Genomic DNA, 23,912 nt, shown 5'->3' on the forward strand with positions numbered 1-23,912 from the left:
GGCACTCCTGCCGCAGAGAAGAACAGTTTCCAGGGAACAACATGCACAAAACAGATGAACTGCGGACCGCGCGCATCGACAGCCTCGTCACGCCGCAAGCGTTGGCAGACAAGCTGCCGATCTCGGCGGCCGTCGCCGATAACGTGACAGCGTCACGCAAACGCATTGAAAAAATCCTCACCGGCGAAGATCGCCGCCTGCTGGTGGTGATCGGCCCCTGCTCCATTCACGATCTCGACGCCGCCGTCGATTACGCCGGCCGGCTGAACGCCCTGCGCGAACGTTACCAGGACCGCCTGGAGATCGTGATGCGCACCTATTTCGAAAAACCGCGCACCGTCGTTGGCTGGAAAGGCCTGATCTCCGATCCGGCGCTGGACGGTACTTTTCAGGTGAACCGCGGCATCGAAATGGCGCGCCGCCTGCTGCTGGAAGTGAACCAGCTCGGCCTGCCGACCGCCACCGAATTCCTGGACATGGTGGTCGGCCAATATATCGCCGACCTGATCAGCTGGGGCGCCATCGGCGCGCGCACCACCGAAAGCCAGATCCACCGTGAAATGGCCTCGGCGCTCTCCTGCCCGGTCGGCTTCAAAAACGGCACCGACGGCAACACCCGCATCGCCATCGACGCCATTCGCGCGGCGCGCGCCGGGCACATGTTCCTGTCGCCGGACAAACATGGTCAGATGACCATCTACCAGACCAGCGGCAACCCGTACGGCCATATCATCATGCGCGGCGGCAAGACGCCGAACTACCACGCCAGCGATATCGCCGCTGCCTGCGACAGCCTGCGCGAGTTCGATCTGCCGGAGCACCTGGTGATCGACTTCAGCCACGGCAACTGTCAGAAAATGCATCGCCGCCAGTTGGAAGTGGCCGACAACGTCTGCCAGCAGATCCGCGCCGGCTCCGCCGCCATCACCGGCGTGATGGCCGAAAGCTTCCTGGTGGAAGGCACGCAGAAAATCGTCGCCGGCCAGCCGTTGACCTATGGCCAGTCGATCACCGATCCTTGCCTGAGCTGGTCCGACAGCGAACAGCTGTTGGCGATGCTGGCGGATGCGGTCGATAGCCGTTTCTAACGCCGCACAGGCCGGGGCCTTGCCCCGGCTTTATTCATCCCGACCTGCTCATCTATACTGATTGCAACGCTTTAGCACCCGCCGAAATGCACTGGGAGCCCCGGCATGATTCACTCTCTGTTATCCATTCCCTGCGTCACGCTGCAGGGCGAGCAAAAAACGCTGGGCGATTTCCCGGCGCGCGCTTACCTGGTGGTCAACACCGCCAGCAAGTGCGGCTTCACCCCGCAATACCGCGGGCTGGAAAATCTGTGGCAATACTATCGCGAGCGCGGGTTGATGGTGCTCGGCTTCCCCTGCAACCAGTTTGGTTCTCAGGAACCCGGCAGCCCGCTGGAGATCGCCAACTTTTGCAGCCTCAACTACGGCGTCAGCTTTCCGCTGTTCAGCAAGATAGAGGTCAACGGCCCCGGCGCGCACCCGCTGTTCAATGAGCTGAAACGCCTGGCGCCCGGCATTCTCGGCAGTCGCCGCATCAAGTGGAACTTCACCAAATTCCTGCTGACCGCCGACGGCCAGCGCGTCACGCGTTTTGCGCCGATCACCAAACCCGAGCGTCTATTCGACCGTATCGAAACCCTGCTGAAATAATCCTCTTTTTTTGCGGGCCGAACGCGCTCGGCCCGCCGCCAGATGCCCATACGGCAAAAAGGTTCCATCGGTAAGAAAATTTTCCTTGATGTAACCTTTCCTTCACATGATAATGATTCTCAGTTTGATATTAATTACCATTTAATGGTCTGTTTTATAAGCACAATGATGATGGATACAGCCAACACGCCTTCCCCCGCCGCCGCGGCCCCGAACGAGCACAGCGCAAACGCGCCGCCCAGCTACGACAGCGCACAGCTGCTCGGCGCCGACGGCATCGCGTTCATTACCCATCAGGGCCAGCGCTATCAACTGCGGCAGACCAAAGCCGGGAAATTGATCCTGACCAAATAACCACAGAATCCTCAAACGCCAGCCACCCCGATCTTTTGATCCAGGCAGCCAGCAAATCTATTGATATGTTTTATTACATACGGAGAGTTGCACCATGCCTCTGACATTTTCCACCCGGCTGCGTTTTTCCGCTTTGAGTCTGGCGATTGCCTGCGCTCTGCCTACGGTGGCCTTGGCACAAAACACCAGCACAACATCCTCTTCCAACGCGGCGCCGGCGAAAAAAGCCAAAGCCGCCGACGAGACCATGACCGTGGTCGCCACCGGCAACCAACGCAGCAGCTTTGAAGCGCCGATGATGGTCACGGTGATCGAAGGCAATTCGCCGGAAAGCCAGACCGCCACCTCCGCCGCCGATATGCTGCGGCGCGTGCCGGGCATCACCGTCAACGGCACCGGGCGCAGCAACGGCCAGGATGTGACGATGCGCGGCTATGGCAAGAACGGCGTGCTGACGCTGGTCGACGGCATTCGCCAGGGGACAGATACCGGCCACATCGGCGGCACCTTCCTCGATCCGGCGCTGGTGAAGCGCATTGAAATCGTGCGCGGCCCCTCTGCGCTGCTGTACGGCAGCGGCGCACTGGGTGGCGTCATCGCCTACGAGACCGTCGATGCCGCCGATCTGCTGCTGCCGGGCCACGATACCGGGTTCCGCGTCTACGGCACCGCCGGCACCGGCGATCACAGTCTGGGCATGGGCGCCAGCGCCTACGGCAAGACCGATAACCTCGACGGCCTGCTGTCGTTCGGCACCCGCGACGTCGGCAATCTGCGCCAGGGTAACGGTTTTGACGCCCCTAACGATGAAACTATCAGTAACGTGCTGGCCAAAGGCACCTGGAAGATCGACGACAACCAGTCGCTGAGCGGTGATCTGCGTTATTACAACAACGACGCCCAAGAGCCGAAAAACCCGCAAACGCCGGGCAGCTCTAGCGGCAACCCGATGACTAACCGTTCCACCATCCAGCGCGACGCCGCTCTGAGCTATAAGCTCAAGCCGGTCGGCCAGGATTGGCTGGACGCCACCGCCAGACTGTACACCTCGGAAGTCAAAATCAACGCGCACAACGCCGGCGCGACCGACGAATTTCGCAAGCAGACCACCAACGGCGGCAAGCTGGAAAACCGCACGCGCCTGTTCGCCGACAGTTTCGCGTCGCACCTGTTGACCTACGGCTCCGAGGTTTATCAACAGAAACAGCAGCCGGGCGGCGCCACCACCAGCTTCCCGCAGGCCAAGATCAACTTCGCCTCCGGTTGGCTGCAGGATGAAATTACGCTGCGCGACATTCCGGTCACCGTGCTGGCCGGCACTCGCTATGACGATTATAAGGGCAGCAGCCAGGGCCATGATGACGTCAAGGCCGACAAATGGTCTTCCCGTGGCGCGCTGAGCTACTCGCCGACTGACTGGCTGATGCTGTTCGGCTCCTATTCCCAGGCCTTCCGCGCCCCAACCATGGGCGAGATGTACAACGATTCGCGCCACTTCCCCGGCAACTATTGGGTGCCTAACCCGAATCTGCGGCCGGAAACCACCAGCACCACCGAAGCCGGTTTCGGCCTGCGCTTCGACAATCTGCTGATGGCGGATGACAGCCTGCAATTCAAGGCCAGCTATTTCGACACCGACGCCAAGGACTACATCAGCCTGTACGTCACCCGCACGCAAACCGCTTCAACCAATATCTCCCGCGCCAAGATCTGGGGTTGGGACACCTCGCTTAACTACCAGACCCAGTGGTTTAACTGGGATCTGGCCTACAACCGTACGCGCGGTAAGGACAAGTCACGCAATGGCGAGCTGAACGCGAAAAGCGGTGATTGGCTGGCCGACATCAGCCCGGACACCGTCACCAGCTCGCTGGACATGCCGCTGGGCGAAACCGGCCTGTCCGCCGGTTGGGTCGCCACCTTCGCCGAACGCGCCACCCGCGTACCAGCCGGGTCTCCAGAACAAGGCGGTTACGGCGTCAACGACTTCTATCTGAGCTACAAGGGCCGCGACCGCCTGCAGGGCGTCACCACCACCGTGGTGCTGGGCAACGCCTTCGACAAAGAATATTACTCGCCGCAGGGCGTCCCGCAGGATGGCCGCAACGCCAAACTGCTGGTCAGCTACCAGTGGTGATCATTTGACTATCTGGCGGACACCGACGTGTCCGCCGTTCGCATCACAGCGCAGGAGAATCCCGCATGAGCAACACCCTGTACGAACGCTACCAACAGGCTAAAATCGACCATCCCGGCAAATACGCTCGCGATCTGGCGGCGCTGCTCGGCGTCAGCGAAGCGGAGCTGACGCACGCTCGCGTCGGCCACGACGCCCGCCGCCTGCAGGCCGACGCTCGCACCCTGCTCACCGAACTCGAGCAGGTGGGCGTCACCAAGTCCATCACTCGCAACAGCTATGCGGTGCATGAGCAGATGGGCCGCTACCGCAATCAGCACCTCAACGGCCACGCCGGGCTGATCCTCAACCCGCGCGAGCTGGATCTGCGTCTGTTCCTCAACCACTGGACCAGCGTCTTCGCCATGAGCGAAACCAACAAGCGCGGCGTGCGCCACAGCATCCAGTTCTTCGATCAACAGGGCGATGCGCTACACAAGGTCTACACCACCGAGGAAACCGATCTGCCGGCCTGGATGGCACTGGTGGAACGCCACCTGAGCGATGAAAACCCGGCGCTGGCGCTGCAGCCCGCCGAGACGAGCACCGCAGATGAAACGACGCAGGATCATGCCAAAATCGACGGTGAATGGCGCGCAATGACCGACGTTCACCAGTTTTTCCAGCTGCTCAGCCGCAACAAGCTGACGCGCCAGCAGGCATTCCGCGCCGTCGGCGACGATCTGGCCTATCAGGTGGACAACAGCGCGCTGTCGCAGCTGCTGGAAGCGGCGCAGCAACTGCAAAATGAGATCATGATCTTCGTCGGCAACCGCGGCTGCGTACAGATCTTCACCGGCCAGATCGAACGTCTGATGCCGCAGGAAGGCTGGATCAACGTGTTCAACCGCCGCTTCACGCTGCACCTAATCGAAGACGCCATCGCCGAAAGCTGGATCACTCGCAAACCCACCAAGGACGGCATCGTCACCAGCCTGGAGCTGTTCGCCGCAGACGGCACGCAGATTGCGCAGCTGTACGGCCAACGCACCGAAGGCCAGCCGGAACAAACCCAGTGGCGCGAGCAGGTCGCCGCGCTTGCTCCCAAGGACATCGCCGCATGAAATCATCCTTGATCCGCCGCCTGGCGCTGATGATGACGCTGACGCTGCCGCTCACTGCGGCAGCGGCGCAGCGCATCGTCTCGATCGGCGGCGACGTGACGGAAATCGCCTTCGCGCTCGGCGCCGGCGACGAAGTGATCGCCCGCGACAGCACCAGCCTGAATCCGGAAGCGGTGAAAAAGCTGCCTGACGTCGGCTATATGCGCCAGCTGAACGCCGAAGGCATTCTGGCGCTGAAGCCGACGCTGGTGTTGACGACCGAGCTGGCGCAGCCGGCGCTGGTGCTCAAACAGCTGGCGGACAGCGGCATCAAAGTGGTCAGCGTGCCGGGCGACACCACCCTGCAGGCGGTGCCGCAGAAAATCGCCGCGATCGCCGCCGCACTGCAGCGCGTTGAGCAAGGCAAGCGGCTGAGCCAGCGCTATCAACAACAGCTGGCGGCGGTCGATACCACCCCGCTGCCGGTGAAGGTGTTGTTCGTGATGAGCCACGGCGGCATCACGCCAATGGCCGCCGGGCAGCATACCGCCGCCGACGCGGTGATCGCCGCCGCGGGATTGAAAAACGCCATGCAGGGCTTTGACCGCTACCGTCCGCTGTCGCAGGAAGGCGTGATCGCCAGCGCGCCGGATCTGCTGCTGGTCACTACCGACGGCGTGCGCACCCTCGGCGGTGAGCAGCAGCTGTGGACGCTGCCGGGCCTGGCGCTGACGCCGGCGGGCAAACAGCGGCGTGTGCTGATCGTCGATGACATGGCGCTGCTGGGCTTCGGCCTTGAAACGCCGGCGGCGTTGGCCAAACTGCGTCACGCGGCGGAGCAAAAGTAATGCGCTGTCGCACCTCGCCGCAGCTGGCCATTATCGGTCTGCTGGTGCTGTTGACGCTGCTGGCGCTGGTCGCCGCCAATCTCGGCGCGCTGACGCTGTCGTTTCGCACTCTGTGGCGCGAACCGTTCAGCGATGCCGCCTGGCACATCTGGCTGAATATCCGCCTGCCGCGCGTGTTGCTGGCGGTGGTGATAGGCTGCGCGTTGGCGGTGTCCGGCGCGGTGATGCAGGGGCTGTTCCGCAACCCGCTGGCGGATCCGAGCCTGCTGGGCATCAGCAGCGGCGGCGCGCTGTTTGTCGCGCTGTTCATCGTGATGCCGCTGGCGTTGCCGGTGACGATCGCGCTGTACGGCCACATGCTGGCGGCGTTCCTCGGCAGCCTGCTGGTGTCGTTGTTGATCTACGGCATCAGCCGCAGCGGGCACGGCAATCTGTCGCGCCTGCTGCTGGCGGGTATCGCCATCAACGCCCTGTGCATGGCAGCCATCGGCGTGCTTTCTTACGTCAGCAGCGATCAACAGCTGCGCCAATTCTCGCTGTGGATGATGGGCAGCCTCAGCCAGTCGCAATGGCCGACGCTGGCCGTTTCCGCCTCGCTGATCCTGCCCACGGCGCTGCTGACGCTGCTGCAGGCGCGTCGGTTGAACCTGCTGCAGTTGGGAGACGAAGAGGCCCACTACCTTGGGGTGAACGTCCAGCGCGCCAAGCTGCAGCTGCTGCTGTTGAGCGCGCTGCTGATCGGCGCGGCGGTGGCGATGAGCGGCGTGATCGGCTTCGTCGGTCTGGTGGTGCCGCATCTGGTGCGCATGCGCCTCGGCGGCGATCACCGCTGGCTGCTGCCCTGCTCCGCACTGGGCGGCGCCTGCCTGCTGTTGGTCAGCGACACGCTGGCGCGCACGCTGGTGGCGCCGGCCGAAATGCCGGTGGGGCTGATGACCAGCCTGATCGGCGGTCCTTACTTCTTGTGGCTGGTGATGCGCCAGCGGGAGCGAACCGGTGGATAACGCCGCCTGCCTGACGGCCCGGGAGCTGCGCTACAGCCTCGGCGTGCGCCGCTTGATCAACGACGTTTCGCTGAGCCTCGCCAGCGGTGAGATGGTGGCGATTATCGGCCCTAACGGCGCCGGCAAATCGACGCTGCTGCGCTTGCTGACCGGCTATCTGACGCCGGACTGCGGCGAATGCCGGCTGCTTGACCGCCCGCTGGAACACTGGGCGCCGCAGCAATTGGCCAAAGTCCGGGCCGTGATGCGCCAGTACAGCGATCTGGCGTTTCCCTTCAGCGTGGAAGAAGTGGTCAGCATGGGGCGGGCGCCGCACGGTAAACGCGACCAGCATCAGGCGATCCAACAGGTGATGGAACAAACCGACTGCCTGGCGCTGGCGCAGCGCGACTACCGTCAGCTTTCCGGCGGCGAACAGCAGCGGGTACAGCTGGCGCGGGTGTTGGCGCAGCTGTGGCAACCGCAGCCGTCCCCCGCCTGGCTGTTTCTCGACGAGCCAACCTCGGCGCTGGATCTGTACCACCAGCAGCACACCCTACGCTTGCTGCGCTCGCTGACGCGCCAACAGCCGCTGGGCGTCTGCTGCGTGCTGCACGATCTCAATCTGGCTGCGCTGTACGCCGATCGCATTCTGCTGTTGCATCAGGGCCGCCTGGTGGCAAGCGGCACGCCGCAGGAGGTGCTGCAGGCAGACATTCTCACCCGCTGGTATCAGGCCGATCTCGGCGTGGTGCATCATCCCGAAGCGCCGCTGCCGCAGGTCTATCTGCGGCAATAAAAATTCAAGGGCGCCATTAGGCGCCCTTTTTCATCTCAGCTGGAGCAGGAAATCTCCAGATGCTTGCCCCAATCCGGCGGCAGCGCAGCGAGATCGTCATACTCCGGCGCCTCGTCGAACGGCCGCAGCAAGGCCTGATGCAAGCGCTGCAAACGGCCCGCGTCGTCTTTCTCGGCATCCTCAATCGCCTGCTGCGCCAGATAGTTGCGCAGAATCAAACGCGGGTTCACCGCCTTCATCGCCCGTTGCCGCTCCGCATCGCTCACCTGCTCCTGCTGCAGGCGCTGGCGATACTGCTGATACCAGGCGTCGAACGCCGCACGGTCGATAAACTCGTCGCGCAGCGGCGACTGCGCCTGCTGCTGCTCGGTGTCGCTCAACAGGCGGAACGTGCGGGTATAGTCTCGTCCTTCCTGCGCCATCAGGCTCAACAGGCCGGTAAGCACGTCGTTATCCTGCGCCGTCGGCGTGAAGAAGCCGAGTTTGGCGCGCATCTGTTCGCCATAGGCGCGCATCAGCGCCGGTTCATACGCCGCCAGCGCCTGCTGCAGCTGTTCGGTGCTCATCAACCCCGACAGGGTTTGCGCCAGGCGATGCAGGTTCCACAGCGCCACCGCCGGTTGATTGTCGAAAGCGTAGCGCCCCTGATGGTCGGAGTGGTTGCAGATATAGCCGGGCTGGTAGTCATCGAGGAAGCCGTAGGGGCCGTAATCGATGGTGATGCCAAGAATCGACATGTTGTCGGTGTTCATCACGCCATGAGCGAAGCCGACGGTTTGCCAATGGGCGATCAGGCGCGCCGTGCGTTCGACCACGTCGGTAAACCACAACAGATAGCGATCGGCCTGATCCTGCAGCTGCGGCCAGTGACGAGCGATGACGAAATCCGCCAGCTGCCGCACCTGCTCCGGCTGTTTGCGGTAGTAAAAGTGTTCGAAGTGGCCGAAGCGCACATGGCTTTCCGCCACCCGCAGCAGCATCGCGCCGCGTTCCGGCTGCTCGCGGAACACCGGTTGGCCGCTGGTGACGATCGTCAACGCCCGGGTGGTGGGGATCCCCAGATGATGCAGCGCCTCGGAGGCCAGAAACTCGCGGATAACCGAGCGCAGCACCGCGCGCCCATCCCCCATGCGCGAATACGGCGTCAGCCCGGCGCCCTTCAGGTGCCAGTCGCGGTGGCTGCCGTCCGCCAGGCGCTGTTCGCCAAGCAAAATGCCGCGACCATCGCCCAGTTGCCCGGCCCAGACGCCGAACTGGTGGCCGCTGTACACCTGCGCCAGCGGCTGCATGCCCGGCAGCAGCGTTTCTCCCGCCCAAATCGGGGTTTTATCCTGAGTAAACCAGCTTTCATCCAGCCCCAGCTCGCGCGCCAGCGGCTCGCTATGGTACAGCAGGCGCGCATCCTTGAGCGGCGTCGGGTTCAGGGCGGTGTAAAAACCGGGTAACTGTTGGTAATAAGCGTTATCGAACTGCGGCATAGGCCCTCCGTTTCAGCGTAGTGTAGAGCCTGAACGGGCGGATTAACACCGAAGGAATGCAGGGAGAACGCATCCGCCTGTCGCCAGGACGGATGCGAGGGGGTGCGCTTCCCCCAACGAAGGAAGCGCGGTTTAACGCCGGCTGACAAACGCGGTTATCAGCAAAAAACGATGGTGAATAACGGCGACGGAGTCAGGATAAACATCCCGCCATTATTTACCCATTGTGTGTAGTTTTTTATATCACTTCTTAATTATTGAATTCGCTGGGCATCGCCAGCAAAGATTGCAGATTATCCACACCAACGCTGGGCCATAAAAAACCTTGCAGGCCTAAAACACCGGCGTATCTGAGTTTATTAAAGTACTCTTTTTTCTCTATTCCTCCGACGATCACGCCCTTACACAACAGATTGATATTCTTTAACAACGAGTCGATGACGACGTCATACCCCTGATGGGTAAACAGCTGCCAATAAAAACGCTTATCAATCTTAACGTAGTCAAACAAGCCATCGTACAACGCGGTCAACGTTGCTTTGCCGGAACCAAAATCATCGAGCCACAGCGTAAACATTTCGCTTAATCGCTGCACGCTCGGGTTGTTCTTCCCGGCCGAAAGATTCGGAAAACTCTCACTCATTTCAAATGCAATAAAAGGGTATTGCCTGATCCATTGGCACAGCGCCGGATCGGAAAGAATAAGCTCGACGATGGTTTCTTCGATATTGATGGTCAATTGCACGCTGTTACCGGTAAACCAGGCAGCATGCCGTTCCGCCAGTTTCAATTGCTCATTAAATAACTCAATCCTTTGTTCAGGGGCCAATAAATTAATCCCAATTTCGGCCGGCATGGCTAAATCACCGTCTAGACTGTTGAAACGGCTCAACATTTCCACCGCCAACAGGCTACCCTCCATTGAGTAAACAGGTTGAAAAACATAGCTACTAATAAAGTCAGCTTCGAGTTGGATGTTCATTTTTATGCCACAGGATGAATGGCTAGCGTATCATCGTATATCAATATATTTTATCGATCAATCCTTCTGGGATTAATCGGAAATATCAATGCAAATGCCCATGAAATATCATTTAATTGATAGATTAAAGCTATACGACAATCGTCAATGGCGCAAAGAAAAGCAGCCTGACTTATGCCTGTTTTCTCGGCCCGCGCGTTGAACGAAAAGATATTTGGCTTAAGTAGAATGGATAACGGCAGGAATTTGACTTATCTCCTTTGTTTTAATTAAGAAAAATCTTAAATAAAGTAAAATAATCTTTCACCCGTAACGCCGATTTTTCCTGCCGTTAACGATGACTGATTAAATTTAATAACACATCAATTCCACCTGTTATTCGTCGCATTGAAAACGTAAAAAAGTGCCCACCTTGATTTTTAGAAAATCTACGCTACGCCCTGGCACATCGCCGGATTCAGGGATAAAAAAAGGGATGAGCACGCTCATCCCTTCATCCTCGCCACCCTGCCAGTCAACGGATTGTTTCGCTCAGCCATTGCCGCAGCTCGCTCAATTCGGCCGCCTGTTGCGGATAGTCCGCCATCAGACGATCACAGCACGCGGAAACCGGCTCGCTGCGGTATGCGCAGCCCACCAGCGCCTCCGCCAGCCGCTGCAGCGGAGCAGGATTCAAGCTGTCGGTGAACAGCTGCGCGCGGACAATGACTCCCTTCTCCACATCGAAGAACAGGTCCACGCCGCCCCAGACGAAGCGTTCGTTCAGCAGGTGACTGAATGCCGGCGCCTTGCCAAAATTCCATTCCCAACTGCTCTGTTTGGCGAACTGCGCGGCAAAATCGGGCAGATCGGGCAGCGCATCCGGCGAAATGATCTCCGGTTTGGCCGTTTCGCCATAGTGGGCGAAGAAGGCCTGCGCGATCGCCTCGCACACCTGCTCATGGCTGATGCCCGGCAAAAACTCCGCCAGATTGGCGACGCGCGAACGCACCGAGGCGATGCCCTTGGCCTGCAGTTTTTTGGGATCCGGATTCAGATAGTCCGCCAGCCGCTCCAGATCGGCGTTCAGCAGCAGCGTGCCGTGATGGAAACCGCGATCCTGCGTTTCGCGATAGGCCGAACCGGAGATTTTACGCGGCCCGTCGGCGGTTTCCATTACCAGGTCGTTGCGGCCCGAGGCTTCGGCGATAACCCCCAACTGCCGCAACGCTTGCAGAATGATGTTGGTCGAGACGCTTTTGTCGTAACCCGGCTTGCCGGCCATAAAGGTAAAGCAGGTGTTGCCCAGGTCATGAAATACCGCCCCGCCGCCGCTGCTTCGCCGCGCCAGCCGAATGCCGTCCTGCTCCATGCGTCGGGTGTTGCACTCTTTCCAGGGATTCTGCGACTGGCCAATCACCACCGTTTCGGCGTTGCGCCACAGGAAGAGGATTTTTTGCGTGGTCATTTCGCGGAAGATGCACTCTTCCACCGCCAGGTTGAACCAGGGATCGTAGGAGTCGGAGATCAGTAAACGCAGGCTGTTCATGGCAGGCACCGTTCAAAACACGTGATGCCGCCATGATACACCAAATCAACGGGTTAAGGCTAAATGCGTCGCGCCTGCCAGTACACCCGCTTCCAGTAGACGTTATCGAGCGAGGAACGGATCACCCCGCGGCTGGTCGAAGCGTGGATAAATTGGTCGTTGGTATCGTAGATGCCGACGTGCAGGCCGTTCTCGCCACCACCGGTCTTGAAAAACACCAGATCGCCCGGCATCAGCTCATCGCGCGAGACCTTGGTGCCCAGCGAGGTTTGCTCTTCGGTCGAACGGGGCAGCTGCATGTCGAAACGATCGCGGAACGTGCGGTAAACGAAGCCGGAACAATCCACGCCGCCGCGATCCAGACCGCCATAGCGGTAAGGTGTGCCGTACCACTGGCGCAGCTGCTCATTGAGCTGGGCCACCACCACGATCGAATCCGCCAGGCGGCCGCTGGGCGGCGGCGCATGGCTGCTGCAACCGGCGAGAATCAAACTGGCTAATAAAAACCACACACGCATCCGCATAATATCCCTTCATTGAACACGCTGCCGCATTATGCCAATCGGCACACCACCACCGCCTGCGAGGCAAAGCCGGCATCACGTAAGGAGAGCGCTATTTGGCGTAATTTATCTCCCGCGCGGGGAAAAAGGCAAGCGCCATGAGGGAGATAATAGCAGGATCGCCGGTTTTGACCCTATTCCGGCGATTTCGTCTCGGATTTGCTGTTAATTAGCCAGACGCCGAACAGAATAAACAGCGTGCCCAACGTTTTCAGCAGCGTAGCGGATTCGTTAAACCACGGCAGGATCACCGCCGCCAGATAGACCAGCGCGTAGCTGACGCTCAGCAGAGGATAAGCGCGGTTTAACGGCAGGTGGCGCAGCGCAAAGAACCAACACAGCATCGACAGCGCATAACCGAAGATGCCGCCGCCCACCGCCAGCAACGGCAGCCAGTAGTCGCCGATCAACGCCAACGAGACGTCGGCGAACGACATCAGCGGGATTTGCACCATGCCCCACTTCATCAGCAACTGCGCCAGCGTCACCAGCAGCACGCTGGCAGCGCCCCAGGCATAGCCCCTCATGAATGCACGCTCATCAGCAGGATCCCCAACATAATCGACGCCACGCCGCACCAATGGCGCGGGGTCGTTGGCTCATGAAACAGCCAACGCGCCGCCAGCGTCACCATCACGAAATTCAGGCTCAGCATCGGGTAAGCCAGGCTAAGCGGCAGGCGTTGCAGCACATTGAGCCACACCGCCATGCCCAGCCCCAGCAACAACACCGCCAGCGCCAGCCAGCGCAGCGTCTGCTTCAGCCGCGCCTCGCCGGCCTGTTCCCAACAGTGCGCCGCCTGCTTCTGGCACAGCTGCCCACCACAGGTGAGCAGACTGACCACTACCACCAACAGAAAACCCATCATGGTTGCTGTTTATACCACATCAGCACCAGACGATTCATGCGATCCACCTTGTCTGCGGCAGGCAGTTCCTGCGGCAACGCTTCGCCGCGGGACAGCTGCAGCACCAGCGACACGTTCCCCTGCTTGCGCGCCTGCGCCAGCCACTGCGGGAAGTCGGCGTCGCTGATCAGGTGCCCCTTGGCGTCCGGATACTCCAGACCATAGGCCACCTCGCCTTTCTGGCTGTACATCAGCACGTCGCTGCGCTTCAGTTCCCAGGCCAGGCCGGCCGCCACCCCGACGCTGTCGGTCAGCACATAACGGCTGTTGCCCAGCTCGGCCATCGTGGCGCGCGCGAAGTTCTGCGGCAGTTTGGAGTCGGTCACCTGCTGCGGAATCGCGTAACCGATCACCAGACACAACAGCACCGGGCAAGCCGCCGCCCAACGCCATTGGCGACCGTTATCGCGTACGGAGACCAGCGCGAACAGCAGCCAGCCGCCGAAGGCGATCAGGCCGAGAACCACTTTTGGCCACTCCTGCGGGGTAAACAGATGCGCCTTCGGCAGCAAACCGGAGATCAACACCACCAGCGCCACGATGCCGATCAGCCCGAACAGGCCGTTCAGCCAGGCGTTGGCCTTAAACAGCTTGGTACGCAGCGTAGCGGCGTAGTCTTCCGCATAGGCGGTCATCAGCAGCGCCAGCGGCGCCATGCACGGCAGAATGTAGGTCGGCAGCTTGCCTTTGGCGATGCTGAAGAAGATCAACGGCATCATCGCCCAGCTCAGCAGGAAGAACAGCTCCGGGCGCTGCACGCGCTCACGCCAGCCTTTGAGCAGCGCACCGGGCAGCAGCGCCAGCCACGGCAGCACCGCCGCCAGCAGGATCGGCAGGTAATACCAGAACGGCGCCTTGTGCTGAGCGTTATCTTCGGCGAAACGCTGAATGTGCTCGACCCAGAAGAAGTAATTCCAGAAATCGGGTTCACGCTGCGCGATCGCCAGTGCCCACGGCAGGCTGAGCAGCGTGGCGGTTACGATCGCCACCGGGCCGTAGAACAGCAGATCCTTGATGCGTCGTTGCTGAATGACGATCGGGATCACCGCGATCACCGGCACCGCCAGCGCCAGGAAGCCCTTGGTCATAAAGCCCATGCCGCAGGCCAGACCCAGCAGCGCGTAAGCGCCCAGTTTGCCTTTGACCGAGGTGGCTTTCAGCGTCAGATAGTAGCTGACCATCGCCGCCGCCAACCACAGCGAAATCATCGGATCGAGCACGCTGTAGGTGCCAATGCTGAATACCAGCACCATCGACAGGAACATCAGCGTCGCCAGGCTGGCGCGGCGCGCATTGCGCCACATCAGCATCGCCAGCGCGAACACCAGCAATGCGGTCATGCCGGTGCTGAACACCGAGCCGAAGCGCACCGCAAAGTTGTTTTCGCCGAACAGCCATTGGCTGATGTTATTGAACCAGTAACCCGCTACCGGCTTTTCGAAATAACGCAGCCCCAGCAGATGCGGCACCACCCAATCGCCGCGCTGCAGCATCTCACGGCTGATCTCGGCATAACGCGTCTCGTCCGGCTGCCACAGCAGGCGACCGTTCAGCGGGATCAGGTAAACCAGAGCAAAAAAAACGGCCAGCACAATGGCCCAGGATCCTTTTAGCGCCTTCATGTAACGTCCTTCACATCGGTTTGACAGCCCAGCCAACCTTCGCGGCCGGGGAAAGGAGCGCGCTTGATGCGGCCCAACGGCAGTGACGCCAAATCTTGCGGCAACAGCGCGCTCAGCGGGCAGAATTCGATGCCCTGCTGCCGTGCGCGTTGCAATAACTGTTCGAACATCGCCGCTTGCGACATGCCTTCCACTTCGGTGTGAATGGTGTACACCGGTACGCCGCTATCGTTCTCGATGGCGCGCAGAATGTAGTCGTTGAAGTCGGCCATGCTCACTTCGCTGCCGATCACCTCGTCGAAAGTCGGCAACGTCACCGGGATCTGCACCGTACCGTGACGCCCGTCGCTCAGCACCGGGCGGAACGGATGGGTGCCGCGGCAATCGCTGTTGTAATGGAAGCCGAAGCGCTGCTTGACCTCCAGCACGCGCGTATCGGCACGCCAGCCCGCCACGGCGGAGCATTTCACCGGCCGACCGGTGCAGGCGCTCAGAGCGTCGACGCCCAATTGCACCTGTTCGGTCAACTGCGCCTCGCTCCACTTGCCGACCTTGGCCTGCCAGCCCTGGTGATCCCAGGCGTGCAGCCCGACTTCATGACCGGCTTCGGCGGTGCGCTTCATCAACGGCCCCAACGCGCGCGAAATATTGCGCCCCGGCCAGGCGGTGCCGGCCAGCAGAATGTCCAGACCGTACAGCGAGGCGGCATTCGAACGCAGCATTTTCCACAGAAATTTCGGACGCAAAAGGCGCCAAAGATGGCGCCCCATGTTGTCCGGTCCCACGCTGAAGAAGAAGCTGGCCTGAATGTCGTACTTTTCGAACAGGTCCAGCAACTGCGGCACCCCTTCACGGGTGCCGCTGAAGGTATCTACATCAACCCGCAGACCGACTTTCTTCATGCACCGTTCCCTTCCTGAACGGTAGTGCGCAGGAAGTAGTCCAGCGTATCGGCGACGGTTTGCTTCATCTCGATGGTCGGCTGCCAGTCCAGCAGGCGGCGCGCGTTCTTGATGCTCGGCGTGCGGTGCTCGACGTCCTGGTAACCTTTACCGTAGTAGCTGCTGCTCTCCACGTCCTTGAAGCCGGCAAACGGCGGGAAGCGGTCGCGCAGCGGGTGGTTGTTGAAGCTTTCCAACAGCATTTCCGCCAGCTCGCGAATGCTCGCTTCGTTGGTCGGGTTGCCGATGTTGACGATCTGGCCGTCGCACAGGCCGTCGCGGTTCTCGATGATGCGGAACAGCGCTTCGATGCCGTCGTTGATGTCGGTGAAGCAACGTTTCTGCGCGCCGCCGTCCATCAGTTTGATCGGCGAACCTTCCACCAGGTTGAGGATCAGCTGGGTGATGGCGCGGGAAGAACCGATGCGCGCGGCGTCCAGGTTATCCAGACGCGGCCCCATCCAGTTGAACGGACGGAACAGCGTGAACTTCAGGCCTTCTTTGGCGCCGTAGGCCCAGATCACCCGATCCAGCAGCTGTTTGGAAACCGAGTAGATCCAGCGCTGTTTGTTGATCGGCCCGACGATCAGACGCGAATGATCTTCATCGAACTCTTTGTCGTCGCACATGCCGTACACTTCGGAAGTGGACGGGAAGATGATGCGCTTGTTGTATTTCACACAGTCGCGAACGATCTTCAGGTTCTCTTCGAAGTCCAGCTCGAACACGCGCAGCGGGTTACGGGTGTATTCGATCGGCGTCGCGATCGCCACCAGCGGCAGCACCACGTCGCATTTCTTGATGTGATACTCGATCCACTCGGAATGGATGCTGATGTCGCCTTCCACGAAGTGGAAACGCGGGTTGTCGAGGAAGCGGCTGATGGCATCAGAGCCGATGTCCAGACCGTAGATGTCATAACGATCGTCGCGCAGCAGGCGCTCGGTCAGGTGGTTACCGATGAAACCGTTGACCCCGAGGATCAGCACGCGGGTGCGGCGCTTCATCACGGCATTCGGCTTGGCGGCCAGACGCACGTCGGTGACGATGCCCATTTCCTGCGCCAGGCGGCTGCCCTGTACATACAGGCCGCTTTCGTTCTGACCGGCGACGATCTCCAGCGCGCCTTCGCCACAAGCGATGACCAGCGGCGCGGTGCTCAGCACGGTGCCCGGTTGCTTATCGTGTTGGGTATCCAGCACGCGAGAGCGCCAGACGATCAGCTTGCGCTGGCCGAGGTAGCTGAAGGCCCCCGGGTACGGTTCGGTGACGGCGCGTACCAGGTTGTTGATCTCTTTGGCGGATTTGTGCCACAGGATCTCGCCGTCCGCCGCGGTGCGGCGACCGAAGTAGCTGGCCTGGGACTCATCCTGCTTGGTGAAGCTGGCGGTGCCGTTCTTCAGCTTCGGCAGCTGCTCTTTCAATACGGCCTGCGCGGCTTCCAGCACTTTTTTGTGCAGCGTCAACGCGGTGTCGTTGTCGGCGATGGTCACTTTCTGCTGACCAACGATGTCGCCGGCATCCGGGCGCTTCACCATCTTGTGCAGCGTGGCGCCGGTTTCGGTTTCGCCATTCACCAACGCCCAGTTCACCGGCGCACGGCCACGGTAGCGCGGCAGCAGCGAACCGTGCAGGTTGAAACCGCCCAGCGGCGCCAGCGACAGGATCTCGTCGCTCAGCATGTGACGGTAATAGAACGAGAAGATCACGTCCGGCTGCAGTTCGCGAATGCGATCAACCCACAGCGGGTGGTTCACATCTTCCGGCGCGTAGACCGGCAGATCCAATTCGGCGCCCAAACGGGCCACGGAGGAGAAGAAGTTGTTCTCACCAGGGTCATCAGTGTGCGTGAATACGGCCTGCACGTCATAACCCGCCTCAGTCAGCGCTTTCAGACCTGCGCAGCCAATATCATGGTAAGCAAATACAATAGCTTTCATCATTCTTCTTCCTGAGTATTGTGGTCTTGCTGTACGCCGACCACTTTCTGAACAAAATAGCGAGGACGTGCGCGCACGTCGGTATAGATGCGGCCGATGTATTCACCCAGTAGCCCCATGCCAACAAACTGGGCGCCGATAAAGGTGAACAGGACGGCGAAGAGGGTGAACACGCCGCCGGCGGCCCATTCAGGACCCAGCAGCAGACGCAGCGCAATCAGCACCAGCGCCAGCACGAAACCGGACAGCGCCACGATGCTGCCGACCACGCTGAGCAAACGCAGCGGTGTGGTGGTCAGGCAGGTGATCAGGTCGTACATCAGGTTGATCAGCTTCATCAGGCTGTATTTGGAATCGCCAAACTCGCGCTCGGCGTGGCGCACTTCGATTTCGGTGGTGCGACGGGCGAAGGTGTTCGCCAGAATAGGGATAAAGGTGCTGCGTTCATGACAGTGCAGCATCGCCTCCACGATATGACGACGATAGGCGCGCAGCATGCAGCCGTAGTCCCCCATCGACTTGCCGGTGGCGCGTTGAATCATCATGTTGATCACCCGCGAGGCGCTTTTGCGGAACCAGGAGTCCTGACGGTTGGCGCGCACGGTGCCCACTACGTCATAGCCCTCTTCCGCCACGCTGACCAAGCGCGGGATCTCTTCCGGCGGGTTCTGCAGATCGGCGTCCAGCGTAATCACCAGATCGCCGGTCACCTGGTTGAAACCGGCCATAATGGCCGAGTGCTGGCCATAGTTGCGGTTCAGCAGGACGGCGATCACGTGGCTGTCCGGCTTTTCCGCCGCTGCGGTCAGCATGTCAGCGGAGTTGTCGCTGCTGCCATCGTCGACGAGGATGATTTCATAAGGCTGAGACAACTGCTTACAGGCGGCGGTAGTACGCTCCAGCAACGCCGGCAAACTTTCCTGCTCGTTGTATACCGGGATGACTATCGACACTTTTTTAATCGGTTCAACGCGAGACACGTAAAGACTCCACAACAGAAGACAAGGCATTGACCACGCGATCGACATCGGCGTCGGTCATATCAGGGAATAGCGGTAAGGTGCACAGCCGCGCCGAGTTCCATTCGGTGTTCGGCAAAGAAAGCTGCGGGTAACGCTCACGGTAGAATTTCTGGGTATGGGCGGCGCGGAAATGCAGCCCGGTACCGACGCCAACCTCTTTCAGGCGCTCCATCAGCTGGTCGCGATCGATGCCGCAACGTTCTGGATCGACGCGGACCATAAACAGGTGCCAGGCGTGATCATGCGGGTAATCCGGCACGCCCAACGGTTGGAACGGCGAGCCTTCCAGCGCCTTCAGGTAGCGCTGCGCCAGCGCTTTACGGCGCGCGTTCAGCTCAGCGAAGCGCGACAGTTGCACCACGGCGATCGCCGCGTGAATGTCGGACAGGTTGTATTTGTAACCCGGCTCCACCACTTCGGCCTGCGGTTTGCGGCCGAGCTGTTGGCGGTCGAAGGCATCGACGGCCAGACCGTGGAATTTCAGGCAACGCAGGCGATCCGCCAGCGCATCGTCGTCGGTGGCGATCAGGCCGCCTTCGGCGCAGGTCACGTTTTTAATCGCGTGGAACGAGAAAATCGCCGTGCCGCGTGCGCCGACCCATTCGCCGTTGTAACGCGTACCGACCGCGTGAGCGGCGTCTTCGATCAACGGCAGACGGTGGCGTTCGGCCACGGCGCGCAGCGCGTCCATCTGCAGGGGAGCCCCAGCGTAATGCACCGGAACGATCGCTTTGGTTTTCGGGGTGATGGCGGCCTCGACATCGGCGGCGCTAACCATCAGCGTATCACGGTCAACGTCGATCATCACCGGCGTGGCGCCCAGCAGCTCGATCATGTTGAGGGTGGAAACCCAGGTTTGCGAGGGGGTGATGACTTCGTCGCCGGGACCGATGCCGAGCGCCATCAGCGTGATGTGCATGCCCGCGGTGGCGGAACTGACGGCGATGGCGTGCTTACAACCGAAGGTGGAACAGAAGTCGCTTTCCAATTGCTGGTTTTGCGGCCCGGTGGTGATCCAACCTGAACGCAACACTTTCTCTACCGCGGCGATTTCTTCATCGCCGATGGCCGGGCGAGAGAAAGGCAAAAATTGATCCATAGTTAACCCCAAACGTATCGAACTGCTTTTGATGACACTGTAAATCCCTTTCGTTTAACGAATATTAAACGCCAGAGAAGAATCGTTTCCGTGGATTAACTGCCAATGTAAGGCCGCAAGCTTAACTAAACCTTAAGACGAGACTTGTCATCAGTGGGTTAACTGATTGGTGGGTGTCGCCATCATCAATTTAAAATCATTATTAAAATCAATTTATTATGTTTTTAAATAATTATTTACTTATTTTATTTTTGCCGAATCAAGCGTAGCACGTCATCGACGTTTTTCAAGAAAATCGACGAGAAAATGAGAGGCAGCACAATATTGGTCAATGCTTACCCCGCTATTTATATTCACTATGTTTAGTTTTCGTTTATGTTGTGGAACGCTGGCGGAGAAATCTAAGCCGTTTTGGTCATGATCCAACGCTGTTCTCCCACCCATTGCAGGTGGAAATCCACTTCGTAGATCTGCGACAGCAGTGCGGGCGCCATCACCTCACGCGTCACGCCCTGCGCCACCAGCCGCCCGGCGTGCAGCAACCAAACCCGATCGGCCTGCTGCAAGGTATGATTCAGATCGTGCGCGCACACCAGAGCGCTGCGCCCGCTCTGGCAAAACTCCCGCAGCAGGCGATCCAGCGCAACTTTCTGTGCCACGTCCAGGCTGTTGGTCGGTTCATCCAACAGCAACAGCCGACTGTGCGGATTGACGCTGGGCCACACCTGCAACAGCACCGCCGCCAGCCGCACCCGCTGCCATTCGCCGCCAGAAAGCTGCGTCAGCATGCGCGACAGCTTATCCGCCAGCTTCAGGCGCTGGCACAGATAGAGGATGGCGTGCTCCACATCAGTTTGCGGCGCTGCCGCGGGCCGATGCAACGCCAAATACTGAAATACCGGCATCAGCGACACCGGCGGCTGTTGCTGGCTGAGGTAACCGCGCCGGCATGCCAGTTCGCTCCCCGAATAATCGGACAGCGCGCGTTCGTTCAGGCGGACCTCGCCCAGCCCCGGCAACATGCCCGCCACCCGCGCCAACAGGGTGCTCTTCCCCGCGCCGTTCGGGCCGATCAGATGGACCTGCAACCCGCCGTCAATCTGTGCCGAAAAAGGCGCCAGGCGCCCCGCCACGCCAACCTCAACGAGCTGCAGCATCCGTCTTATCCCGCCAGCGCTTGTTTCACCGCCGCCACCAGCGCCGGATCTTCCGGCGTAGTGTCAGGCGAGAAGCGCTGGATCACCGTACCGTCGCGCGCGACGAGGAATTTCTCGAAGTTCCACAGAATATCGCCGGCGTGCTTCGGCGCGCGGCCTTTGCTGGTCATCCGCGCCAGGAATTCGCTGCCCTCTGGGGCGGTGGCCTCCGGCTGCGCGGCAATCAGCGCCTGATACAGCGGATGGCGGTGGTCGCCGTTCACCTCAATCTTGGCGAACATCGGGAATTGCACGCCGAAGGTGCCACGGCAAAACGCCAGGATCTCTTCGTTGCTGCCCGGCTCCTGGCCCAGGAATTCATTGGACGGGAACCCCAGCACTTCCAGGCCCCGATCGCGATAGGTTTCGTACAGCGCTTCCAGTCCTTCGTACTGCTTGGTCAGGCCGCACTCAGAGGCCACGTTGACCACCAGCAGCACCTTGCCCTGATAGGCGCCCAACGTGGTGGCCTGATTTTCGATGGTTTGTAACGGCAGGTTGTAGATTGGCTTGCTCATCGGTTGTCATCCTTTAGTTTTAATCGCAGGTGAATGAAGAAAACTACCTTACGCCTTTTGCCCGGGTCAGTAACCAGATAAATAGCGGCGCCCCCAGCGTGGCGGTCACCACGCCGATCGGCAACTCGGCCGCCAGTAGCGCAACGCGGGCGATCACATCGGCCACCAGCAATACGCCGGCTCCCGCCAGCGCACAGGCCGGCAGCAGATAGCGTTGGTCGGTCAGGCCGGTGAGCCGCAGAATATGCGGGATCACCAGCCCGACGAAGCCGATCACGCCGGCAAGCGCCACGCTGACACCGACCAGCCAGCCGATCGCCAGCACCAGCAGATTGCGCCACACATGCAGCGACAGCCCGAGCTGCCGCGCCTGCACTTCGCCCAGCGCCATCAGATTGAGCGCTCGGCCCTGGCCGCACAGCCACAGCAGCACCGGCAACAACGCCAGCACCAGCCACTTTTGACGCCAGTCGACACCGCCGAAACCGCCCATCATCCAGTACATCAGCTGCCGCAGATCGAGGCTGGTGCTGAAATAGACCGCCCAGGTCATCAGCGCGCTGCACACGATGCCCAGCGCTACGCCAACCAGCAACAGCCGCGCATTGGTCAGGCGCCGCCGGCGAGCAAACCACAGCAGCAAGAAAGTCATCGCCAGCGCGCCGGCTATCGCGGCGGCGCTCATCAGCGCCACCGGCAGCAGACCGTGGCCCAACAATACCGTCAGCACCAGCGCTACGCCGGCGCCGTTCGCCACGCCCAGCAGGCCCGGTTCCGCCAGTGGGTTTTCAAACAGCGCCTGCATCACCGCACCCGCTACCGCCAGGGCGGCGCCAACCAGCATCACCGCCAGCGCGCGCGGCAAACGCAGTTGCCAGACAAACAGCTGCGCACGATCGCTGAACCACGCCGACGGCCATATCCATTGATCCCCGGCGCACAGGCTGAACAACAACGCCACCGCCACGCCCAACGCCAACAGCATGACCTGGCGTTTGTCGTGGTAACGTTGGTGTTGCAACAGTAAGGTGAAGGTACGGCTGGTTGGCATGGCGCGGCGGTTCCCTGCCGGCCGCTATCGTGGCCGGATAATTGACGTCTGAGTCGAATATTAGGGGGTTAACGCCGCAAGGGGAAGCCTTGCGTTGGCGATGGCGCAGGAAAGCAGCGGCTGGCCCTGCCCGTCATCGCAACGATGATGGCAAAACCAGCCGCCGATAAACTCAGGGGTTAACGATGCGGGCCAGGGTTGCCTTGCGGATAAGGCTGGCCGCGGCCGTCATCGCCACGACCATGATCGCCGCGATCGTCATGACGCCGGTCATGGTCGCGATTATCGCGATCGCCGTGGAACGGATTGCCGCTGCGCGCCGGCTCGCGATGCTCATACCCGCGCGGTGGCGAAGGTTGCCAACGCCCACCGTCCCAGTACAAGCCACGCGCATTGCGCTCGCCGAGGCCACGCCCCTGATGCGCATGCCACCATTGCGGTGGACGCCAGTCGTAGCCATCCCAGTAGTAACCGCGGCGGTCCTGATCCCCCAGATGCAGGGAAACGCCCGGTACGTTGATATCGACGGACACATCGGCCTGCGCCGCCAGCGGCAGCAACAGAGGGAAACACACCAGCAACAGGATCTTTTTCATTTTGCCTTCTCACTCTATTTTTCTTGCTGCAGTGGTTATATCAGTGCGTTTATTTAGCGACTATCTCACCGATGCCTATTTTCAGATCGTTTTCGACGGCCTTACACAATCCCTACACTGTTTGCCACCGCCTTTAATTATCATAGTCGCTGACAAGGCTTAACAAATAACTGACGCCGCTTAAGCCGCGCGACAATTATAATTAAGTGGATTCCCACCGGAGGATAATAGGATGATTAAACGTATAGGTATGCTGCTGGCCGTGGTGGCCCTGGCCTCAACCCTCAGCGCCTGCTGCTGGGGCCCTCACTGGGGCGGTGGTCACCGCGGCGATGGCCCTGGCCATTATTACGGTCGTTATTGAACGAGAGAAATAAAACCACCACTCAAAAAAAATAAGATATAAGAATATTCCGCAATTAAGATTAAATAAATTTTCGCCGTGGTGATTTAATAAATATATTTAATCTCTACCTGCTCGATTAGGAATAAACTGAATTTTGCCCCAAAAATAAATATCCTCCGGCATAGCCGGAGGTTTTTCATATGCGCCTATAAGGCTCTGTTACCAGCCGCGCCCTAACAGG

24 protein-coding genes are annotated in these 23,912 nt (G+C 60.2%); 9 read left to right on the top strand and 15 right to left on the bottom strand.

Annotated elements, in window-relative coordinates:
- Positions 1 to 41: 41 nt before the first annotated feature.
- The 8 genes from AC6BYQ_RS19840 (at position 42) to AC6BYQ_RS19875 (ending at position 7,882) form a co-directional block, all read left to right on the top strand.
- The gene (locus tag AC6BYQ_RS19840) at positions 42 to 1,088 is read left to right on the top strand and encodes a 3-deoxy-7-phosphoheptulonate synthase (RefSeq protein WP_004931381.1); all 1,047 of its coding nucleotides are present in this window, start codon (positions 42 to 44) and stop codon (positions 1,086 to 1,088) included.
- 105 nt (positions 1,089 to 1,193) lie between these two features.
- The gene (locus AC6BYQ_RS19845) at positions 1,194 to 1,679 is read left to right on the top strand and encodes a glutathione peroxidase (protein WP_019456010.1); all 486 of its coding nucleotides are present in this window, start codon (positions 1,194 to 1,196) and stop codon (positions 1,677 to 1,679) included.
- A 171-nt stretch (positions 1,680 to 1,850) separates the two neighbouring features.
- Positions 1,851 to 2,033: a hemin uptake protein HemP gene (gene hemP / locus AC6BYQ_RS19850; protein ID WP_154746131.1), complete on the top strand. Its 183-nt coding sequence runs from the start codon at positions 1,851 to 1,853 to the stop codon at positions 2,031 to 2,033.
- Positions 2,034 to 2,127: 94 nt separating this feature from the next.
- Entirely contained in the window at positions 2,128 to 4,170 is a 2,043-nt protein-coding gene (locus tag AC6BYQ_RS19855) for a TonB-dependent hemoglobin/transferrin/lactoferrin family receptor (RefSeq protein ID WP_498057407.1), read from the top strand.
- A gap of 65 nt (positions 4,171 to 4,235) precedes the next feature.
- A complete protein-coding gene (locus AC6BYQ_RS19860; RefSeq protein WP_198636456.1) occupies positions 4,236 to 5,273 on the top strand; it encodes a hemin-degrading factor in 1,038 nt (345 codons plus the stop codon).
- The gene (locus AC6BYQ_RS19865; protein ID WP_498057408.1) at positions 5,270 to 6,100 is read left to right on the top strand and encodes a heme/hemin ABC transporter substrate-binding protein; all 831 of its coding nucleotides are present in this window, start codon (positions 5,270 to 5,272) and stop codon (positions 6,098 to 6,100) included. The genes AC6BYQ_RS19860 and AC6BYQ_RS19865 overlap by 4 nt, the downstream gene beginning before the upstream one ends.
- Entirely contained in the window at positions 6,100 to 7,104 is a 1,005-nt protein-coding gene (locus AC6BYQ_RS19870) for a FecCD family ABC transporter permease (RefSeq protein ID WP_016927948.1), read from the top strand. The genes AC6BYQ_RS19865 and AC6BYQ_RS19870 overlap by 1 nt, the downstream gene beginning before the upstream one ends.
- Positions 7,097 to 7,882: a heme ABC transporter ATP-binding protein gene (locus AC6BYQ_RS19875; protein WP_019456014.1), complete on the top strand. Its 786-nt coding sequence runs from the start codon at positions 7,097 to 7,099 to the stop codon at positions 7,880 to 7,882. Before AC6BYQ_RS19870 ends, AC6BYQ_RS19875 begins: the two co-directional genes overlap by 8 nt.
- Before the next feature lie 35 nt (positions 7,883 to 7,917).
- On the opposite strand, the gene AC6BYQ_RS19880 is transcribed toward AC6BYQ_RS19875, so the two are convergent.
- The 15 genes from AC6BYQ_RS19880 to AC6BYQ_RS19950 all read right to left on the bottom strand — a co-directional run bounded on the left by AC6BYQ_RS19880 (position 7,918) and on the right by AC6BYQ_RS19950 (position 23,325).
- Entirely contained in the window at positions 7,918 to 9,360 is a 1,443-nt protein-coding gene (locus AC6BYQ_RS19880) for a protein adenylyltransferase SelO (protein ID WP_197667547.1), read from the bottom strand.
- A 250-nt stretch (positions 9,361 to 9,610) separates the two neighbouring features.
- Positions 9,611 to 10,342 carry an EAL domain-containing protein gene (locus AC6BYQ_RS19885; protein WP_063919349.1) on the bottom strand — a complete coding sequence of 244 codons (732 nt, stop codon included), beginning with the start codon at positions 10,340 to 10,342 and terminating at the stop codon, positions 9,611 to 9,613.
- A gap of 514 nt (positions 10,343 to 10,856) precedes the next feature.
- Positions 10,857 to 11,870 carry a lipoate--protein ligase gene (lplA, locus tag AC6BYQ_RS19890; RefSeq protein ID WP_498057409.1) on the bottom strand — a complete coding sequence of 338 codons (1,014 nt, stop codon included), beginning with the start codon at positions 11,868 to 11,870 and terminating at the stop codon, positions 10,857 to 10,859.
- A gap of 59 nt (positions 11,871 to 11,929) precedes the next feature.
- Entirely contained in the window at positions 11,930 to 12,394 is a 465-nt protein-coding gene (locus AC6BYQ_RS19895) for an NlpC/P60 family protein (RefSeq protein ID WP_016927954.1), read from the bottom strand.
- A gap of 173 nt (positions 12,395 to 12,567) precedes the next feature.
- Positions 12,568 to 12,960 (bottom strand): 4-amino-4-deoxy-L-arabinose-phosphoundecaprenol flippase subunit ArnF, encoded by a 393-nt coding sequence (gene arnF, locus AC6BYQ_RS19900; RefSeq protein WP_019456018.1) that lies wholly within the window; start codon positions 12,958 to 12,960, stop codon positions 12,568 to 12,570.
- On the bottom strand, positions 12,957 to 13,301 hold the full coding sequence (arnE, locus tag AC6BYQ_RS19905; RefSeq protein ID WP_154746125.1) for a 4-amino-4-deoxy-L-arabinose-phosphoundecaprenol flippase subunit ArnE: 345 nt from the start codon (positions 13,299 to 13,301) through the stop codon (positions 12,957 to 12,959). Before arnE ends, arnF begins: the two co-directional genes overlap by 4 nt.
- Entirely contained in the window at positions 13,298 to 14,962 is a 1,665-nt protein-coding gene (arnT, locus tag AC6BYQ_RS19910) for a lipid IV(A) 4-amino-4-deoxy-L-arabinosyltransferase (RefSeq protein WP_019456020.1), read from the bottom strand. The genes arnE and arnT overlap by 4 nt, the downstream gene beginning before the upstream one ends.
- Complete coding sequence (gene arnD, locus AC6BYQ_RS19915) at positions 14,959 to 15,864, bottom strand: 4-deoxy-4-formamido-L-arabinose-phosphoundecaprenol deformylase (RefSeq protein ID WP_019456021.1); 906 nt, start codon at positions 15,862 to 15,864, stop codon at positions 14,959 to 14,961. Before arnD ends, arnT begins: the two co-directional genes overlap by 4 nt.
- A complete protein-coding gene (gene arnA / locus AC6BYQ_RS19920; RefSeq protein WP_063919614.1) occupies positions 15,861 to 17,843 on the bottom strand; it encodes a bifunctional UDP-4-amino-4-deoxy-L-arabinose formyltransferase/UDP-glucuronic acid oxidase ArnA in 1,983 nt (660 codons plus the stop codon). The genes arnD and arnA overlap by 4 nt, the downstream gene beginning before the upstream one ends.
- Positions 17,843 to 18,823 (bottom strand): undecaprenyl-phosphate 4-deoxy-4-formamido-L-arabinose transferase, encoded by a 981-nt coding sequence (gene arnC / locus AC6BYQ_RS19925; protein ID WP_019456023.1) that lies wholly within the window; start codon positions 18,821 to 18,823, stop codon positions 17,843 to 17,845. The genes arnA and arnC overlap by 1 nt, the downstream gene beginning before the upstream one ends.
- Positions 18,810 to 19,964 (bottom strand): UDP-4-amino-4-deoxy-L-arabinose aminotransferase, encoded by a 1,155-nt coding sequence (gene arnB, locus AC6BYQ_RS19930; RefSeq protein WP_498057410.1) that lies wholly within the window; start codon positions 19,962 to 19,964, stop codon positions 18,810 to 18,812. The genes arnC and arnB overlap by 14 nt, the downstream gene beginning before the upstream one ends.
- 401 nt (positions 19,965 to 20,365) lie before the next feature.
- Positions 20,366 to 21,121 (bottom strand): vitamin B12 ABC transporter ATP-binding protein BtuD, encoded by a 756-nt coding sequence (gene btuD, locus AC6BYQ_RS19935; RefSeq protein ID WP_019456025.1) that lies wholly within the window; start codon positions 21,119 to 21,121, stop codon positions 20,366 to 20,368.
- Positions 21,122 to 21,126: 5 nt separating this feature from the next.
- Positions 21,127 to 21,678 (bottom strand): glutathione peroxidase, encoded by a 552-nt coding sequence (locus AC6BYQ_RS19940; RefSeq protein ID WP_198636460.1) that lies wholly within the window; start codon positions 21,676 to 21,678, stop codon positions 21,127 to 21,129.
- Positions 21,679 to 21,721: 43 nt separating this feature from the next.
- Positions 21,722 to 22,729, bottom strand: coding sequence for a vitamin B12 ABC transporter permease BtuC (btuC, locus tag AC6BYQ_RS19945; protein WP_498057411.1), 1,008 nt, complete (start codon positions 22,727 to 22,729; stop codon positions 21,722 to 21,724).
- Positions 22,730 to 22,908: 179 nt separating this feature from the next.
- Positions 22,909 to 23,325, bottom strand: coding sequence for a DUF2502 domain-containing protein (locus tag AC6BYQ_RS19950; RefSeq protein ID WP_019456028.1), 417 nt, complete (start codon positions 23,323 to 23,325; stop codon positions 22,909 to 22,911).
- A gap of 232 nt (positions 23,326 to 23,557) precedes the next feature.
- Here AC6BYQ_RS19950 and AC6BYQ_RS19955 point away from each other — a divergent pair, with 232 nt between their 5' ends.
- The gene (locus AC6BYQ_RS19955; protein WP_255427997.1) at positions 23,558 to 23,689 is read left to right on the top strand and encodes a hypothetical protein; all 132 of its coding nucleotides are present in this window, start codon (positions 23,558 to 23,560) and stop codon (positions 23,687 to 23,689) included.
- Positions 23,690 to 23,912: the final 223 nt, after the last annotated feature.

The sequence above is a fragment of the Serratia sp. LTN-2 genome (assembly GCF_059740205.1).